Origin of the sequence: Curtobacterium sp. GD1 (assembly GCF_020882855.1) — a bacterium.
Classification (GTDB): Bacteria; Actinomycetota; Actinomycetes; order Actinomycetales; family Microbacteriaceae; genus Curtobacterium.
Map to the genome: position 1 here is coordinate 1 of NZ_JAFEVQ010000016.1, position 16,563 is coordinate 16,563.

At 70.3% G+C, this 16,563-nt stretch carries 17 protein-coding genes and 1 pseudogene; 11 read left to right on the forward strand and 7 right to left on the reverse strand.

Features of this window, described 5'->3' with window-relative positions; all coding sequences use genetic code 11:
- A pseudogene (locus tag JSX79_RS10375) lies at positions 1-1,133 on the forward strand (hypothetical protein); the annotation flags it as partial.
- A 118-nt stretch (positions 1,134-1,251) separates the two neighbouring features.
- Here JSX79_RS10375 and JSX79_RS10380 read toward each other — a convergent pair.
- Positions 1,252-2,109 carry a LysR substrate-binding domain-containing protein gene (locus JSX79_RS10380; RefSeq protein WP_070418614.1) on the reverse strand — a complete coding sequence of 286 codons (858 nt, stop codon included), beginning with the start codon at positions 2,107-2,109 and terminating at the stop codon, positions 1,252-1,254.
- 143 nt (positions 2,110-2,252) lie between these two features.
- On the opposite strand from JSX79_RS10380, the gene JSX79_RS10385 reads away from it, so the two are divergent.
- Complete coding sequence (locus tag JSX79_RS10385) at positions 2,253-3,578, forward strand: MFS transporter (protein WP_229086094.1); 1,326 nt, start codon at positions 2,253-2,255, stop codon at positions 3,576-3,578.
- Between the two features lie 385 nt (positions 3,579-3,963).
- Here the strand turns inward: JSX79_RS10385 and JSX79_RS10390 are convergent, their stop codons facing one another.
- Positions 3,964-4,611: an NAD(P)-dependent oxidoreductase gene (locus tag JSX79_RS10390; RefSeq protein ID WP_070418613.1), complete on the reverse strand. Its 648-nt coding sequence runs from the start codon at positions 4,609-4,611 to the stop codon at positions 3,964-3,966.
- Between the two features lie 93 nt (positions 4,612-4,704).
- Here JSX79_RS10390 and JSX79_RS10395 point away from each other — a divergent pair, with 93 nt between their 5' ends.
- From JSX79_RS10395 to JSX79_RS10405, 3 genes are all read left to right on the forward strand, one after another.
- Positions 4,705-5,067, forward strand: coding sequence for a helix-turn-helix domain-containing protein (locus JSX79_RS10395; protein WP_229086096.1), 363 nt, complete (start codon positions 4,705-4,707; stop codon positions 5,065-5,067).
- A gap of 45 nt (positions 5,068-5,112) precedes the next feature.
- Positions 5,113-6,816: an ATP-dependent endonuclease gene (locus tag JSX79_RS10400; protein ID WP_229086098.1), complete on the forward strand. Its 1,704-nt coding sequence runs from the start codon at positions 5,113-5,115 to the stop codon at positions 6,814-6,816.
- Positions 6,817-6,917: 101 nt separating this feature from the next.
- A complete protein-coding gene (locus JSX79_RS10405; RefSeq protein WP_229086100.1) occupies positions 6,918-7,946 on the forward strand; it encodes an NADPH:quinone reductase in 1,029 nt (342 codons plus the stop codon).
- Between the two features lie 66 nt (positions 7,947-8,012).
- On the opposite strand, the gene JSX79_RS10410 is transcribed toward JSX79_RS10405, so the two are convergent.
- Together JSX79_RS10410 and JSX79_RS10415 are read right to left on the reverse strand one after the other, a co-directional pair.
- Positions 8,013-8,198 carry a hypothetical protein gene (locus tag JSX79_RS10410; protein WP_022907754.1) on the reverse strand — a complete coding sequence of 62 codons (186 nt, stop codon included), beginning with the start codon at positions 8,196-8,198 and terminating at the stop codon, positions 8,013-8,015.
- A 41-nt stretch (positions 8,199-8,239) separates the two neighbouring features.
- On the reverse strand, positions 8,240-9,067 hold the full coding sequence (locus JSX79_RS10415) for a GAF domain-containing protein (protein WP_229086101.1): 828 nt from the start codon (positions 9,065-9,067) through the stop codon (positions 8,240-8,242).
- 113 nt (positions 9,068-9,180) lie between these two features.
- On the opposite strand from JSX79_RS10415, the gene JSX79_RS10420 reads away from it, so the two are divergent.
- The 3 genes from JSX79_RS10420 to JSX79_RS10430 all read left to right on the forward strand — a co-directional run bounded on the left by JSX79_RS10420 (position 9,181) and on the right by JSX79_RS10430 (position 13,136).
- On the forward strand, positions 9,181-9,930 hold the full coding sequence (locus JSX79_RS10420) for a S1 family peptidase (protein ID WP_229086103.1): 750 nt from the start codon (positions 9,181-9,183) through the stop codon (positions 9,928-9,930).
- Between the two features lie 152 nt (positions 9,931-10,082).
- Positions 10,083-10,955, forward strand: coding sequence for a patatin-like phospholipase family protein (locus tag JSX79_RS10425; RefSeq protein WP_092387682.1), 873 nt, complete (start codon positions 10,083-10,085; stop codon positions 10,953-10,955).
- A gap of 60 nt (positions 10,956-11,015) precedes the next feature.
- The gene (locus JSX79_RS10430) at positions 11,016-13,136 is read left to right on the forward strand and encodes an alpha/beta fold hydrolase (RefSeq protein ID WP_229086105.1); all 2,121 of its coding nucleotides are present in this window, start codon (positions 11,016-11,018) and stop codon (positions 13,134-13,136) included.
- A gap of 207 nt (positions 13,137-13,343) precedes the next feature.
- On the opposite strand, the gene JSX79_RS10435 is transcribed toward JSX79_RS10430, so the two are convergent.
- Positions 13,344-14,537 carry an acyl-CoA dehydrogenase family protein gene (locus tag JSX79_RS10435; RefSeq protein ID WP_229086107.1) on the reverse strand — a complete coding sequence of 398 codons (1,194 nt, stop codon included), beginning with the start codon at positions 14,535-14,537 and terminating at the stop codon, positions 13,344-13,346.
- 46 nt (positions 14,538-14,583) lie between these two features.
- On the opposite strand from JSX79_RS10435, the gene JSX79_RS10440 reads away from it, so the two are divergent.
- On the forward strand, positions 14,584-15,159 hold the full coding sequence (locus JSX79_RS10440; protein ID WP_092387686.1) for a QsdR family transcriptional regulator: 576 nt from the start codon (positions 14,584-14,586) through the stop codon (positions 15,157-15,159).
- Positions 15,156-15,614 carry a thioesterase family protein gene (locus JSX79_RS10445; RefSeq protein ID WP_229086108.1) on the forward strand — a complete coding sequence of 153 codons (459 nt, stop codon included), beginning with the start codon at positions 15,156-15,158 and terminating at the stop codon, positions 15,612-15,614. Before JSX79_RS10440 ends, JSX79_RS10445 begins: the two co-directional genes overlap by 4 nt.
- Here the strand turns inward: JSX79_RS10445 and JSX79_RS10450 are convergent.
- The gene (locus JSX79_RS10450) at positions 15,602-15,751 is read right to left on the reverse strand and encodes a hypothetical protein (RefSeq protein ID WP_229086109.1); all 150 of its coding nucleotides are present in this window, start codon (positions 15,749-15,751) and stop codon (positions 15,602-15,604) included. The genes JSX79_RS10445 and JSX79_RS10450 overlap by 13 nt on opposite strands.
- Before the next feature lie 19 nt (positions 15,752-15,770).
- Positions 15,771-16,211 (reverse strand): VOC family protein, encoded by a 441-nt coding sequence (locus JSX79_RS10455; protein ID WP_071296676.1) that lies wholly within the window; start codon positions 16,209-16,211, stop codon positions 15,771-15,773.
- Between the two features lie 113 nt (positions 16,212-16,324).
- On the opposite strand from JSX79_RS10455, the gene JSX79_RS10460 reads away from it, so the two are divergent.
- Entirely contained in the window at positions 16,325-16,549 is a 225-nt protein-coding gene (locus JSX79_RS10460; RefSeq protein ID WP_229086111.1) for a hypothetical protein, read from the forward strand.
- Positions 16,550-16,563: the final 14 nt, after the last annotated feature.

The window sequence follows — 16,563 nt, forward strand, 5'->3', positions numbered from 1 at the left end:
CTCCGGAGACGGCCGGCCCCGGCAGCACGCTCCCCGCACCGCCCGCCACACCGGCACTCGTCGACGACGACATCGTGGTGCCCGACTTCCCGCCGGAGGAGCACCTCCTGCCCCCGGCTCCGACCTCGCCCGCGGTGCACACGGTCCCGTTCGACACGGCCTCGATCGGCCCCGCCCCGGTCTCACCGATCGACGCCGTCGGTGCCGTCGGTGCCGTCGGTGCCGCGTCCGTCACGCCTGGGGCCGCACCCGCTCCCGACGCGCCGGTCGTTCCGGTGGGCCCGAGCGTCCCGGTCGTCGGTCAGCCCCGGTTCTCCGTGCCGGGCCTCGAGCACGTCGTCGTCGAGGGGTCGGAACCGGCTCCCTCGGGACCGATCGGCTACCGCACCCCCGCCCGGTTCGCCCACCAGCGCCCCGCCGCTCCGACCGCCGCGGCTCCGGCGACCGCCGCTCCGGCTGCGGCTCCGGCCTTCGACGCCGTCATCGCTCCGCCTGTGCCCGGGGGCCCGGGCTCGACACCGGCTCCCCGTGCGGATGCACTGCCGCCGACCGAAGCGCTCCCCCTGATCGACCTGCCGACCCGCGGCTCGGACACGGGACGCGGCCGGTCGACGAGCCCACGAACACCGAAGGGCACGAAGCCCTCGAAGGCCCCCAAGGCCGCGAGGCCCGCCCGGCCCTCGCGCACGAGGAAGCCGACCGCGAGGACCGCGACCGACGCGCCCCCGGCGGTGGACGCGACCACCCCGGCTGCCGTGACGGTGCGTGGCGGGGGCGGGCCGCGCCTCCAGGCAGCCGGGACGACGCAGCGGGTGGGGACGACTCCCGGGGCCGTCCTCGGCGCCCTCGCCGGACTCGCCACGCTCGGACTCGGCGCGTGGTGGTTCACCGCCCCCGCGACGGTGCACGGTGTCGGGCTGGTGCTCGGTGTGCTCGCGCTCCTGCTCTCGATCGTGACGCTGCGGCGGCCCGAGGCGACGTGGCAGCGGCCGCTCGCGCTCCTCGGTGCCGTGCTCGGCGGGGTCGGGACGCTCGTGCTGGTGTGGGCCGTGGCCTCGGCGGTGCTGCCGGTCCTCGGGGTGACGCTGCCGGACCTCACCGGGACGGGGACGGTCCCGACGCTCGCGCCGTAGCGCGCCGCGCTGCGCGCGCCCCCGCGCCCCGCGCCCCGCGCGTTTCGTGAGCAGAAATGGTCGGGTGCGCGCCACCGACCCGACCATTCCTGCTCACGAAACGACCACGCGCCGCCGCTCACACCGCGCGGACCACCCCGCGGGACAGGATCGCGTTCGTCAGGGCGTCGATCGGTTCCCGCTGCACCGTCGGGTTCGCGATCAGCACGTAGTCGACCGCCGGGAGGTCCGGCAACGCCAATCGCTGCGACACCTTCACGAGGTCCGCCGGGATGAGCGAGTGCGGGAACACCGCGACCCCGATCCCCGCGCGGACGGCCGCGAGCACCCCGTTCACGTCGCGCGTGTTGCAGGTGATCCGCCACGTGCGTCCGGCGGACTCGAGCGCGTCGATCGCCATCTGTCGACTGATGCTCGGCGCCTGGTACGCGATGAGCGGCACGGGCTCCCCGGGCTCCAGCGCGATGCCGTCCTGCGCCATCCAGACCATCTGGTCGGTCGCGACGCGGGTGCCCTCGGCGGACTCCCCCGCGGTCTGCTTGATGAACACGAGGTCGAGCTGCCCCGCGTGCACCCGGCGGAGCAGCGGTGAGGACTGGTTCACCGTCAGCTCGAGGTTCACCTGCGGGTGCAGCCGTCGGAAGTCCCGCAGGATCCGGGGCAACTGCGTGATCGCCAGGTCGTCGGCCGCCCCGAACCGGAGCCGCCCGCGGGTCGCCGCTCCCGAGAAGTACGCGTCGGCGGTGGCGTGCGCCGCGAGGATCGTCCGCGCGAACCCGGCCATCGCGTCCCCGTTGTCGGTGAGCGCCACGCCCCGGGTGTCCCGCGCGACGAGGGTCCGCGAGACGGCCGTCTCGAGCCGCCGCACGTGCTGCGACACCGTGGGCTGGCTGATCCCGAGTCGGGCGCCGGCCTGGGTGAAGCTCCCCGTCTCGGCGACCGCGAGGAACGTCTGCAGCAGAACCGGATCCAGCACCGGACACCCTTCGTCGTGACGACCCCATTCGACTTCGCAATGGAGTGATAGCCACCATAGGGGTATCGAATGGGGCGCGCGCAGTTAGTTTCGAGTGGGTACAGTCCCGCCTGCTCCACCTCGACCTCCGGAGACCCCCACTCGTGAGTGCGTCATCGACGACCCTCCCCCCGCCCACCGAACCGCTGCCGATCCAGGCCACCCGACCGCCGTGGCGCCACACCCTCATCGCCCTGTCGGTGCCGAACTTCCGGCTCTTCACCGCCACGAACCTCGTCGCGATGACCGCCGGCTGGATGCAGCGCATCGCGCAGGACTGGCTCGTCCTGCAGCTCACCGGGTCGGTCGCGCAGGTCGGCATCACGGTCGCGTGCCAGTTCGCGCCGATGCTGCTGTTCGGGCTCCTCGGCGGAGTGCTCGTCGACCGGTTCTCCAAGCGCGCGCTGATGATGATCACGCAGGGCTCGTTCGCCGTGCTGTCGGCCCTGCTCGCGGTCCTGACGCTGTCCGGGGTGGTGCAGGCGTGGCACATCTGGGCGATCGCGTTCGTCGTCGGCATGGTCACCGTCATCGACAACCCCGCACGCCAGGTGTTCGTCACCGAGATCGTCGGCCACGAGCACCTGCGCAACGCCATCAGCGTGAACTCGTCGGTCTTCCAGCTCGGCGGCATGATCGGCCCCGCCCTCTCCGGAGCGCTGCTCGTCGCGGTCGGCGCCGGCTGGTCGTTCGGCGTCAACGCGATCGCCTGCGTCGCCGTGGTGGTGACGCTCGGGTTCCTGAAGGTCTCGGAGCTCCACCGCACACCCCCGGCACCACGCGGGAAGGGGCAGCTCGTCGAGGGCCTCCGCTACGCCGTCCGGAAGCCGACCATCATCGTGCCGGTCATCCTCGTGGCGTTCTTCTCGGTCTTCGCGCTGACGATGCCGGTGCTGCTGTCGGCCTTCGCGTCCGAGGTGTACGACGTCGGCGCCGGTGGCTACGGCGTGTTCAACTCCGCCGTCGCGATCGGCGCGCTGGCCGGCGCACTGCTCTCGACGCGGCGCGCCACCGTCCGGCTCCGCACCATCGTCGGCGGGGTGTTCTGGACGGGGATCCTGCTCGTGATCTCCGGCTCGATCCCGGTCATCGCGCCGTTCACCGTCGCGCTCGTCGCCGTCGGGATGTCGCAGCTGCTCTTCCAGACCGCGTCGAACTCGCTCGTGCAGCTGTCCTCGAACGTGGCGATCCGAGGCCGGGTGATGTCGCTCTACGTCCTCGTGCTGCTCGGCGGGCAGGCGATCGGCGGCCCCCTCATGGGCCAGGTGGTCGACCACTTCGGGGCCCACGTCGGGATGGTCGTCGCCGGAGGCGTGCCGGCCGCGGCCGCGGCCGTCGTCGGCGTCGTGCTCGCCCGCCGCGGCGGGCTCCACCTGGCGGTGCGGATGCGGCACCACATGCCGGTGCCGTCGATCGTCGGGCACCGCTGACGCGTCGGACGGGAGGCGCGGTGCGGGCGGGCGCCGCGCCTCCCGTCCGACGCGTGGTCGCGCTGGGCGCGCGCGCTCGCTGCTGCCGTCGTCGTCGGCGCCGCCGCGCCCCGCGCCGCCGGCACGCCGCCGCGCCTTCGCGCCGCCGCGTGGCCGCGTGGCCGCACTGCCGCGTGGCGTCGAACCACGGAACCGACGTGGAACCAGGCGCGCCGCCTGGTTCCATGTCGGTTTCGTGGTTCCGCACTGAGCGCGCGCTGCGCGCCCGCATGCACACCGCCGCGCGCGCTGCGCGCCCGCGCCCGCCGCACAAGCAAAGTCACCCGGAACCGCGCGGAGGCGCAGTTCCGGGTGACTTCCGTTGTGCGGAGGCGAACCGAACCGCCTAGTAGGCGACCCCGAAGCGCGCCTGGTGGTGCGCCGGCGAAGCGATCTCGTCGACGAAGGCGATCGCGAAGTCCTCGCCGGAGATGTCCGAGTTGCCGTCGGCGTCGGTGAGCAGGACATCGTCGGTGGTGCGGTAGGTGCCACGACGCTCGCCGGGGTTGTAGCCACCGAATGCAGCCGCCGGGCTCACGTAGAACCAGTCGACGTCGGTGTCCGACGCGCGGAGAGCCTCGAGGACCTGACCGTGGCTCTTCGCCTCGCCCTTGAACGCGTCGGGGAACTCGGCCGTGTCGTACAGCGCCGGGCCACCCTCGGCGACGAGCAGCGAACCGGCTCCGCCGACGATGCCGAGGCGCGCACCGGCAGCAGCGGCTGCGTCGACGAACGGCTGGAACGCGTCCTTCAGCTCGCTGCCGTCCGCCTGCACCGCGTGGAGCGCGACGACGATGACGTCCGCACCCTTCGTGACCTCGGCGACGAAGTCGGTGTCGAAGGCATCACCCTGCGCGAGGGTGAGCCCCTCGGCCGGCTCGAGCTTCGAGGTGTCGCGGGCGACGGCGGTGACGGCGATGCCGCGGGAGAGGGCCTCGCGGGTGATGGCGGAGCCGGCGTAGCCGGTGCCACCGAAGACGACGATGCTGGTCATGGAGCAGTCCTTTCGTGGAACGTTGACACTCACCGTACAAGCGTTACTCTCTTTGAGTAAGTAGGCACCTCACGGTGCGTAACGGAGGTCGTCGTGTCAGCACTCGAGTACAGCCCCTACGCCGCCGAGTGTCCCTCGCGACAGCTGCTCGACCGCATCGGCGACCGGTGGAGCGTCCTGACGATCGGCACCCTCGCCGACGGTCCGGCACGCTACTCGGCGATCGCCACCCGCGTGCAGGGCGTCTCGCAGAAGATGCTCACACAGACGCTCCGGGCGCTCGAGCGCGACGGACTCGTCACCCGCACGGTCTTCCCCGAGATCCCGCCGCACGTCGAGTACGAGCTGACCGATCGCGGCCGGTCCCTGCGCGAGGTGCTGAAGCCGCTCGAGGACTGGGCGACCTCGCACATGGACGACGTCGCGGTCTCCCGCGAGCAGTACGACACCCGGTGACCCCCCGAATTAGGCGCAGGGCATCGCTCACCCCGACGTGAATATGTGGAAGTATCGAAGAGACTTATTGAAGGGGATCAGGTGCGTCTCAAGAGCTTGCGAATCCGGAATTTTCGAACAATCGCGGAGGAGCAAACAGTTGAGTTCAACGATGGCTTTACCATCGTGGGACCCAACAACACCGGAAAGACGAATATTCTTCGCGCAATTCAGATGCTTTACACTGGATTCGACAACCATCAGGGGTATCTTCGCTCGCGAGACCTCACCTTCGGGAAAAATCGCGAACAAACTACCCTCGTCGCGGTGTTCGATCGTGACCACGAAGCAGACGATGAGGTCCTCATAAAATATGGGAAGCTTCTCGATCTATATGTGCCGCCGCGCCCGCGCAATGAAGGTGAGATATCCCTTCAGCTCATTTTTTCGAACGCTGGTAGCCCCTCGTATCGCCTTTCGTCCGACAGCACCTCAAGACTTCCAAAAGATCAACAGTCGACTCACTCTCGTCTCATACACGAAATTGTTGATTCGCTCGTAAGCTCGACCGCGATTCATTTCGTCCCCTCCTCAAATAGTAGCGACGAGTTATTCAAAGAGATCGTTAGCCCACTGGTGAAGTCTAGTGTCGCCAGGCAGCTTGAGACGGAATTATCAGCCATTCGGGGCGCGCTCTCGACAGTGTCGGAGAGCCTGACAACGATTGTCCAGTCCTCCGGTTTGTCGCAACTCGGCATCCACCTGCAGACCGATGACGGAAGCATCGGCGGATTTCTGTCGCACTTCGATTTCACGCTCTCCGACCCGGCTCGCACCTCCGCCTTCGACAAAGGACGAGGAATCCAGGCGCTGGCCATGCTCGCCTGTTTTGCCTGGATTGCACATCAGGAGCGTCACGAGGGCCTCTCATCCATTTGGCTTATTGAAGAGCCTGAAAGCTACCTCCACCCGGAGCTTTACCCATCCGCTCTGCAACTCTTGGCAGAAATCGAGAAGTCCGGTCAGGTCATCCGAACGACTCACGCGATGACGATGGTGCCGCGTGCCACGGCGTCCATAGTCGGTACCGCTACCAGCGCGGAGCACCTCACGACGCTGCAACGGTTCGGCAGCACCGAGGAGGCGACGAACTCTCTCCGAGGATCACTGGGAGTCCGATTTAGTGATTATTTCGGTCTTTCGGATCACAATATCTTTGTCGAGGGGCCAACCGACGTCACTTTCCTCGAGTGGGCTATTCCGCTCCTCGGTGGCGAGAAGCAGTACCCACTGCTTAGCGGTGCAATGGTCAGAGCATTTGGTGGCACGAAGAACTTAGCAGGCTTCCTGAAGGCGAATTACGGTCACATCCGTCCCGAAACTGCGGTTGTCTCGATCTTTGATGGCGACGATGCGGGGCGAAAAGCGATCCGGGAAGTGCAACAATATCTCGGTAATCACGGCAGCGGGTTCGAAGCCAACGTAGATTGGGTGATCGCTCGTGCAGGGTTCGCTGTTGAGGGTCTGTTCCCCGACCTCCTCCTCGCGGAGGCGCAGTCCGAACATCCCGGCTGGTTCGATAGCTGGATGATCGATGCCGGTGGCGTGGTCATTGCCTTCGATGTCAAAGATTCTTCGAAGGCACAATTGGGCGCCTTACTTCGCTCGAAAGCAGAAACCAGCCCTGTGGAGGGTTGGAGCCCGCATTGGCGGAATCTTCTTGACACCACTGAGGCCGCGCTCGCCGGCTGGCGATCGGGGCGTCGCTGAACGATTGCGCTGTCTCCTTCTACAACCACGTGCAACGCGTCAAGCTCCGGTCCAGCCGCTCGACCGGATGGCGCACAGATGCACCGTGGTTGCCTGGGGACATGCGATCAGTCGTCTACTCGAAGCCCGGTGACTCGTCCGTCCTGACCCTCGAGGAGCGTCCGCTCCCGGATCCCGGTCCCGGCGAGGTCCGTGTCCGTGTCGTCGTCTCTGGCGTCAACCCGACCGACTGGAAGGCCCGCGCCGGCGGCACGTACGGCGACGGCCTGCCGTTCCCCGAGATCACGCCGAACCAGGACGGCGCCGGAGTCGTGGACGCGGTCGGCGAGGGTGTCGACGGACTGTCCGTCGGTGACCACGTCTGGCTGTACATGGCGGCTGCGAGTCGCCCGACCGGCACCGCCCAGGAGCACACCGTCGTGCCCGCCGCCCGTGTCGTCCCGCTGCCGGAGGGCACGAGCTTCGACGTCGGCGCCTCGCTCGGGGTCCCGGCGATGACCGCGCACCGTGCCCTCACGACGCACGAGCACGGTCCGGACCGGCTCGCTCCGGGAGCCCTCGACGGCAAGACGGTGCTCGTCGCCGGCGGTGCGGGAGCCGTCGGACACGCGGCGATCCAGCTCGCACGCTGGGCCGGCGCCACCGTGGTCACCACCATCAGCTCGGACGCGAAGGCCGCGCTCGCCACCGCCGCCGGTGCGCACCACACGGTGAACTACCGCGACGAGGACGCCGGCGCGCGGATCCGCGAGATCGCCCCCGACGGTGTCGACATCGTCGTCGAGGTCTCGATCCCGCAGAACGCCGGGCTCGTCGCCGAGGTCCTGGCGAACCACGGCGTCGTGTCGATCTACGCGAACAACGGCGGCGACGAAGCCACCCTGCCGATCCGCCCGAACATGAGCGTCAACGCCCGCTACCAGTTCCTGCTGCTGTACACGATCGGCGACGAGGCCCTCGCGGCAGCGGCCGAGGACGTCACCGCGGCACTGCGCGACGGTGTGCTCTCCGTCGGCGAGGACGCGGGCCTGCCGCTCGTGCGGTTCGCCCTGGAGGACACCGCGGCAGCGCACGACGCCGTCGAGCAGGACACCGTCGGCAAGGTGCTGATCGACGTCAGCGCGGAGTGACGAAGCGCTGCGTCCGCCCGGGTCGGGTGGACGCAGCGCTCCGGTGGTCGGCGCCGCGGGGCTGGTTCAGCGGGCGAGTGCAGCGGCGAGGCGTGCCTCGAAGCGGCGGCGGGCAGCGACCCGCTCCCGCTCGATGTTCGCGGCGATGACCTCGAGGTCTTCGTAGTCGGCGTCGGTCGTGTCGTCGGTCCAGTTCGGGGTGTACACCCGGGACCGACCGAAGGGCTTCGGTTCGGGGGTCACGATGGTCATGTGGGGATGGTACGTCGAGCGTCCGACAAATCGTGTGCGCATCACAGGCCTTTCCTGCGGTTGCGGTCGCGGTCCGGGAACGGGGTCGCGAGCGAGAACGCGATGGCCATGAACGAGGCCATCAGCGCGACGTACTTGGCGTCGAGGTCGGTGAACGCGTCCGGCGCCGGCGAGTCCACGGTGAGCATGCCGAACGAGTACTCCTCCGACCGGATCACGACCGAGACGTACGAGCGGTAGCGGGGTTCGAACCCCGGCAGGTCCTCGTCGGCGTCGACGTCGGTGGCACGGTCGCCGACCACCCGCGGGCCGCCGCCGACCAACACCCAGTCGAGGTTGCGGTCGCCGTAAGGGGTCCCCGCCCGGAACACGCCGGCGGTGTCCTCCGCACCCCCGTGACCGATGGGTTCGAGGCCCCGCAGGTCCTCCGACAGCTGGTAGACGTTCGCACGGACGTCGGGCACACCGGGGAGCAGGTAGAACGCGAGCGCCACGGCGACCCGGTCCGCGAACGCCGGCAACTCCTGCCGGCGGTCCCGCCGGCGCAGCTCGGCGAACCGGGCGAGCCGCGTGGCGAGCTGCCCGAACGCGTACCGGACGGCCGTCCCCTGCTCGAGCTCGGTCGACCGCGCCACCGCCGCCGCAGCCGTGACCGACGCCTCGGCCCGTCGGGCGCGGACGACCTGCACGACCACCGCGGCCGCCAGCACGACCAGCCCGAACACGACGAGCGAGACCTTCACCCCCGGAGCCACGACGAGGTTCGGCAGCTGGAAGGCAGCGGTCGGCGCCGTCGCGACCACGATCGGCCAGACGACCGCTCCGGCCCGGCGTCGCCCACGACCCGTCGTGGCCTGGTCCCCTGTCATGTCGACGACGCTAGGACACCCCACCGACGCTGACGGAGTTGTCCACAGGGTGACGTTGTTGTCCCCTGCAACGCGGACTTGACCCCTGAACAGGGGGCGAGCACGATCGGGCCATGAAGCAGCGAACGAACCTCAGAGGCCTCGCCCTCGCCGGAGCCGCCGCAGCAGCCGCGGCCATGACCCTGCTCGGCGGTGGCCTCGGCGCGACCGCAGCGAGCGCCGCCACCGTCTCACCGCAGGTCATCGGCGGCGAGCAGGCACCGAGCACCCCGTGGGAGGTGCAGCTCGTCTTCCAGCAGGGCGGCACCGGCACGTACGGGTGCACCGGCGAACAGCTCAACGCCTCGTGGGTGCTCACCGCCGAGCACTGCGTCGACGGCACCACCGCGATGAACGTCTACCACTCGAACAGCACGACGAACCGGGGCGCGGCGACCGCGGCGGACCGGCTCTACTCCGCGCCGTCCGGGGACATCGCGCTCGTGCACCTCAGCACGCCGAAGACCCTCTCCTCGTACGCCCAGCTCGACCTCGGGTACACCACGAAGAGCTCCGGCACCGGCACGATCCTCGGCTACGGCAACCGTGCGAACAGCGTGCCGACGACCGGGCTCTACCAGGCGACCGTCAACCTCACGGGGAGCTCGACGGACGCGTACGGCGGACGCGCGCAGCACGTCACCGGCGTGACCGGTGCCTCGAACCACGGCGACTCCGGCGGCGCGCTCGTCGTGAACGGCAAGGTCGTCGGCGTCTGCTCGACCGGCGACGTCGCCGACCCCGGCGCGAACACCCACGCCGGTTCGAACTACGCCGTCCTCACCCAGTCCGCCAGCTGGATCCGCTCGACCGCGGGGGTCTGACCCAGCGCACCCACCACGGTTCGGGAGGCGCGGTGCGGGCCCGCACCGCGCCTCCCGACCTCCCGTGCGCACGACCGGTGCCGCGCTCGGTCGCTCTCCACAGGTCGCGTTGCGCGCCCCTGCGCGTCGTCTGCACCTGGTAAGCAGGACGCATGACCGACGTCTCCACGCCTGCGCCCGGAACCAGAGCACTCGTCCTCGGCGGTGGTGGCGTCGCCGGCATCGCCTGGGAACTCGGGGTGCTGTCCGCCCTGCAGGACGCCGGGGTGGACCTCGACGCCGCGGATCTCGTCGTCGGGTCCAGCGCCGGCAGCGTCGTCGGCACCTTCGTGCGCTACGGCGCGGTGCAGCAGGCGTACGACCAGCAGCACGCAGCCGTCCCGACGACCTACGAGGAGCCCGTCCCCATCGACGGCGAGGACTTCCAGCAGCGCATCGGCGCCGTGCTCGAGGGAGCGTCGTCCGACCAGGACGCCCGCGCCCGACTGGGCCTCCTCGCCCAGCGCACCACCGACGGGCAGACCGACGACGAGCGCACGGCCACCTTCGCCGAGACCCTCCCGTCGTCGGAGTGGCCGGCGAAGCCGCTCGCCCTCACCGCGATCGACGCGACCGACGGCACCTTCCGCGTGCTCACCGCGGCCGACGCCGTGCCGCTCCCCCGCGCCGTCGCCGCGAGCTGCTCGGTGCCGCTCGTCTGGTCACCGGTCGGGATCGAGGGCCGTCCCTACGTCGACGGGGGCATGCGCTCCGCCACGAACGCCGACGTCGCCGCCGGGTACGAACGCGTCCTCGTGATCGCGTGCGGACCCGAGGGGCCGTCGCCGCTCGGGCCGTGGCTCGACGTCGCGGTCGAGGGGCTCCGGGCGGCCGGCAGCTCGGTCGAGGTCGTCGTCGCGGACAGCACCTCGCAGCAGGCCTTCGGCACGAACTCGCTCTCGCTGTCCACGCAGGCACCCGCCGCCGATGCCGGACGGACGCAGGGCGCTGCCGTGGCCGAGGGCATCGCCGCGTTCTGGGCGTGAGTTCTCCACAGACCGCCGAGTGACCGTGTCGGGTTCCGGGAGCGCCGCTAGCGTGGGTGCATGACGACGCCGTTCTCGGACCTCGACCAGTACACAGCCCTCCCCCGCGTGGACGGGATCGCGGTGAGTCCGGACGGCTCCCGGGTCGCGCTGACCGTCAGCGTGCTCGACGCCGACGGCACGGGCTACCGGCGGTCGGTCTGGGCGGTCCCCGGAACCTCGGACGCTGCGGCCGCTCCGGTGCGCTTGACGCGCTCGGCCAAGGGCGAAGGCGGCGTCTCGTTCACGCGCACCGGTGACCTGCTGTTCGTCTCCGGCCGCCCCGACGGCGACGGCGACAAGGACAGCGACGCCGCGCAGCTCTGGGTCCTCCCCGCCGCCGGTGGTGAGGCACGACCGGTCACGAAGCTCGCGGGCGGGGTCGGTGGCGTCCTCGGCACCGCATCGCACTCGGACACGATCGCGGTCACGGCCGGGCTGCTGCCGGGTGCCGGCACCGACCGGACCGGCGTGGTCGCCGCCGACGCCGAGCTGCGCGGACGCCGGAAGGACCGGAAGGTGCAGGCGATCCTGCACGAGACGTACCCGGTCCGGTTCTGGGACCACGACCTCGGCCCCGACGAGACGCACGTGCTGACGCTCGACCTCGGCACGCTGCAGGAGCAGGCGACCACACCGTCGGCGACCGCCACCGATCCTTCCGATGACGAGGCCGGACCGTCCTACCCGGCGCACCTCCCCGCGCTCACCGACCTCACCCCCGCTCCGGGGCGATCCCTCGAACACGTCGACGGGGTCCTCACGCCGGACGGCTCGGTCGTCGTCGCCACGGTCGGTGTGCAGGAAGCCCGCGGGTCCCGTTCGACGATCGTCGCGTTCGACGTCGCGACGGGCACGCGCACCGTGCTGCTCGACGACCCCGATGTCGACCACGAGATGCCGACGATCAGCCGCGACGGCCAGACGCTGGCATGGGTCCGGACCGAGCGGTTCACACCCCGCGGTGCGACCGAGCAGGAGATCTGGGTCGCCCGGCTCGACGGGTCCGCACTGTCCGACGCACGGCGGATCGCGGTCGAGTGGGACCGCTGGCCGAACGAGCTCGTGTTCGCGCACGACGACGGTGCGCTCCTGGCGACGGCGGACCACGACGGTCGCGCGCCGGTGTTCCGGCTCCCGCTCGACGGCGGCGCCGTCGAACAGCTCACCCACGACGACTGGGCGTACTCGAGCCTGCGCGTGGCGGCGGCGAGCGGGACCGTGGTGGCGCTCCGTGCCTCCTGGGCCGCGCCGCTGCACCCCGTCCGGATCGAGGCCGACGGCACCGTGACGACCCTGGCGACCCTGGCGACCCCGGCGCCGCTGCCCGAGGTGCCCGGCCACCTCGAAGAGGTCGAGACGACCGCGGCCGACGGCTCCCGCGTCCGCGGCTGGCTCCTCCTGCCGAACGACGACGCCGGAACCGCCCCGCATCCGCTGCTGCTCTGGATCCACGGCGGTCCGCTCAACTCGTGGAACCAGTGGTCCTGGCGGTGGAACCCGCAGCTCGCCGCGGCCCGCGGGTACGCCGTGCTGCTGCCGGACCCCGCACTGTCGACCGGGTACGGACTCGACTTCATCAACCGCGGCTGGAACGCGTGGGGGCAGGCTCCGTTCACCGACCTCATGGCGATCACCGACGCGGTCGTCGCCCGTGACGACGTCGACGAGACCCGGACGGCCGCGATGGGCGGGTCCTTCGGCGGCTACATGGCGAACTGGGTCGCCGGGCACACCGACCGGTTCCGGGCGATCGTCACGCACGCCAGCCTCTGGGCACTCGACCAGTTCAACGGCACGACGGACATGTCGCAGTACTGGCAGTCGATCTTCGACGAGACCGGGCTGCACGAGAACGACCCGCACCGGTTCGTCGCGGACATCACGTCACCGATGCTCGTGATCCACGGCGACAAGGACTACCGGGTGCCGATCGGCGAGGGGCTGCGTCTCTGGTCGGAGTTGGCGGAGCACCACGCGGCGGACGACGGGACGATGCCGCACCGGTTCCTGTACTTCCCGGACGAGAACCACTGGGTGCTCAAGCCGCAGCACTCGGTCGTCTGGTACGAGACGGTGTTCGCGTTCCTCGAGCAGCACGTGCTCGGGGGCGAGTGGCGGCGGCCGGAGTTGCTCGGGTAGCGGGGCGGGCGCCGCGCGGGCGCGCGGGGTGCCGGCGCGCGGCGTGTCACACGCGATCCGCGACACGGCACGAGTCGATCGACGCGTGGAATGTCGATCACCGCACCCATCACCCGCGGCCCGACCGTGACCGCACGGCTTGCGACGTTCCGCGCGTCGATCGACACGCGGAACGTCGCGAACACGCGCCCCAGCCCGGCCCGCCCCTCAGACGAACGCAGCCTGCCCTGTGATCGCCCGCCCCACGATGAGCGTGTTCACCTCGCGCGTCCCCTCGTACGAGTAGATCGCCTCGGCGTCCGCGAAGAACCGGGCGACACCCTTCTCGAGCACGATCCCGTTGCCGCCCTGCACCTCGCGGCACCACCCCACGGTCTCGCGCATCTTCGCCGTCGCGAACGCCTTCGCCATCGCCGAGTGCTCGTCTGCCCCGGTGCCGGCGTCCTGCATCGCCGACGCCTGCGTGCACAGTGCGATCGACGCGGTGATGTTCGCGAGGGACTTCACGAGCAGGTCCTGCACCATCTGGTGCGCTGCGATCGGCTTGCCGAACTGCACGCGGGACCGGGCGTAGTCGAGCGCGGCCTCGTAGGCGCCGACCGCGATGCCGATCGCCTGCCACGCCACCTCGGTGCGGGTCAGGCGGAGCACTTCGGCGGTCGCGCGGAACGAGTCGGCGTGCTGCAGTCGTCGCGACTCCGGCACCCGGACGCCGGTCATGACGATGTCGGCGTTCTGCACCCCGCGGAGTGCGATCTTGTCCTCGATCTTCGTCGCCGTGAACCCCGGCGTGTCCGTCGTGACGAGGAAGCCCTTCACCTGACCGTCGGCGACGTCCTTCGCCCAGATCACGACGACGTCCGCGAAGGTCGCGTTGCCGATCCAACGCTTCTCGCCGTCCAGCACCCACGTGTCACCGTCGCGCCGGGCCGTCGTGCGGAGCCCCCGAGCGGAGTCGCTGCCGGACAGCGGCTCGGTCAGCCCGAACGCCCCGACGAGCTCGCCGGAGGCCATGCGCGGCAACCACTCCTGCTGCTGCTCGTCGCTGCCGGCCACCGCGATCGAGTTCATCGCCAGGCCGGACTGCACCCCGATGAACGTCGCGACGCTGGCGTCCACACGCCCGAGCTCGAGCGCCGCCCACCCGCGGTACACCGCCGAGTTCTCGAACTGCCGGACGAGCGGGATGCCCGGCCCGTACATGCCGAGCTCGGACAGCGGCTTGATCACCTGCATCGGGAACTCGGCGCGCGCCCAGTACTCGTCCGCGATCGGGCGCACGTCGGATTCGAGGTACGTGCGCAGCCGTCCGAGTGACTCGCGCTCCTGGTCGGTCAACCCCTCCTGGAACCGGTAGAAGTCGGACTCGAGGAGCGCGGGGATGGCCGTCGTCAGTGACATACACTGATCGTGCATCATTCTGCGAAACGTTGCAAGGGAGGAGCGCGTGTACACATCGGATTCTGCGCTGCGCGCGTTCCGGGAGGCGCGACACACCTTCATCGCCGGCTCACGCATCGACATGGGCGCGCTCGCCACCTCGCTCGGCGTGGACCGCACGTCGCTGTTCCGGTGGGTGGGCAACCGCGACCGGTTGCTGTCCGAGATCCTCTGGTCCCTCGCCGTGCCGACGTTCGACGCGGCTGCCGCCGCGGCTGCTCCCGCCGGAGCCCCGCGCATCATCGACGTGCTCGACCGGTTCACGGCGGACCTGATCGACGCGCCCTACTTCCGGTCCTTCCTCACCCGCGAGCCCGCACGGGCACTCCGTCTGCTGACCACCACCGAGAGCGACGTGCAGAGCCGGTTCGTCGGCCGGGTCACCGCCCTCGTCGAGGAGCAACGCGTCGCCGGTGCGTTCGACCCGACGCCGCTCTCCGCCGAGGAGCTCGCCCGGCTGCTCGTCCGGATCTCCGAGTCCTTCACGTACGCCGACCTCATCTCCGGCCAGACGCCGGACCCCGAGCGCGCACGAGCCACGTTCGAGTACGTCCTCCGACCGACCACGACAGGAGCCCGATGACCATCGCCGACTACCCCTTCGTCCGGCTCTACCCCACCCGGTGGAACGACAACGACATGTTCGGGCACGTGAACAACACGATCTACTACAGCGCGATGGACAACGCGGCCACCTACTGGTTCCGCGAGGAAGCCGGCCTCGACCCGTTCGCGTCCGAGTGGATCGCCGTGCTCGTGTCGTCGAGCTGCCGGTTCGTCGAGTCGGCGGTGTGGCCCGACGTCATCGAGGTCGGGATGCGGTCGAAGCACCTCGGGAACACGAGCCTGTCGTGGGAGTTCGGCCTGTTCCGGCAGTCCGACGGCGCGCTGCTCGCGACCGGGGAGTTCGCGCACGTCATCATCGACCGTGAGGGCGCCCGTCGGCCGATCCCCCTCCCGAACGACCTGCGCGAGCTCGTCACCGCCACGATGGCGACGCCCGCACGGTCACCCGAGCCCGAGCCTCAGGGGCGGTAGTCCTCGCGGCGGGGGTTGTTGAGCCGCACCGCGAGGTCGTCACCGGCCGGGTCGTGGCCGTTGCGCGTCCCGATCACCTTCACCATGGTCGACAGCACGAAGCCGATCCCCCGGCCGATGACCCGCACGATGCGCATGCGTCGAGGATAGCTCGCGTCAGCCCTTCAACGCCGCCAGCTCGAGGTTGATGTCGTCGGGGTCCTGCACCGACAGGATGACCATGCCCGCGTCACCGAGGTCGGTCACCTCGCCGTGCTCCACCCCGGCCGCGTCGAGTCGCGCGGCCGCCTCGTGGAGTTCGTCCACCGACCCGACGACGAAGCTCACGTGGTCGAGGCCGACCGTCTCCGAGTCGAACCGCTGGCCCGCCGGCGCGACTGGACGGAGCCCGAACACCTGGTCGCCGAGCCGGAAGACGCTGCCGCCGTAGAAGCGCTCCCGGTCCTCGCGGACGCCCGGCTCGTCGATCTGGTCGCTGAAGTCGATCGCCGGGTCGGTCCCGAGCAGCTGCTGGTAGAAGGCCTTGCTGCGGTGGATGTCGGTCACGGTCACGCGGACGTGGGCGAGTGCGGTGGGTCGGGCGAACGGTTCGGTCACGGGAGTGCTCCTCAGGGAAGGGGCCGACAGGGTCCGGCCCACCCCGACGCAACGCGCCCCACCTGACCGGACGCCCCGACCGTGCGGCGACCGGACAGCCGGAGGGTCGACCCGTGGGCTCATGGTTCTGGATCTCGATCGTCCTCATGGCGTACGGCGTCGTGCTGCTCGTGTTCCCGAAGCAGTTCGCCCGCTGGGGCCGGAAGCTGGAACAGCTGCAGGGCGACCGCTGGGCGGCCTCGATCATCACGCCGGGCTTCATCCGGGTGATCGGCTGCCTCTTCATCGTCGGTCCCGGCCTGACCCTGATCGAGCTGCTCCTGCACCGGGGCCCGTGACCGCCTGACGCCGC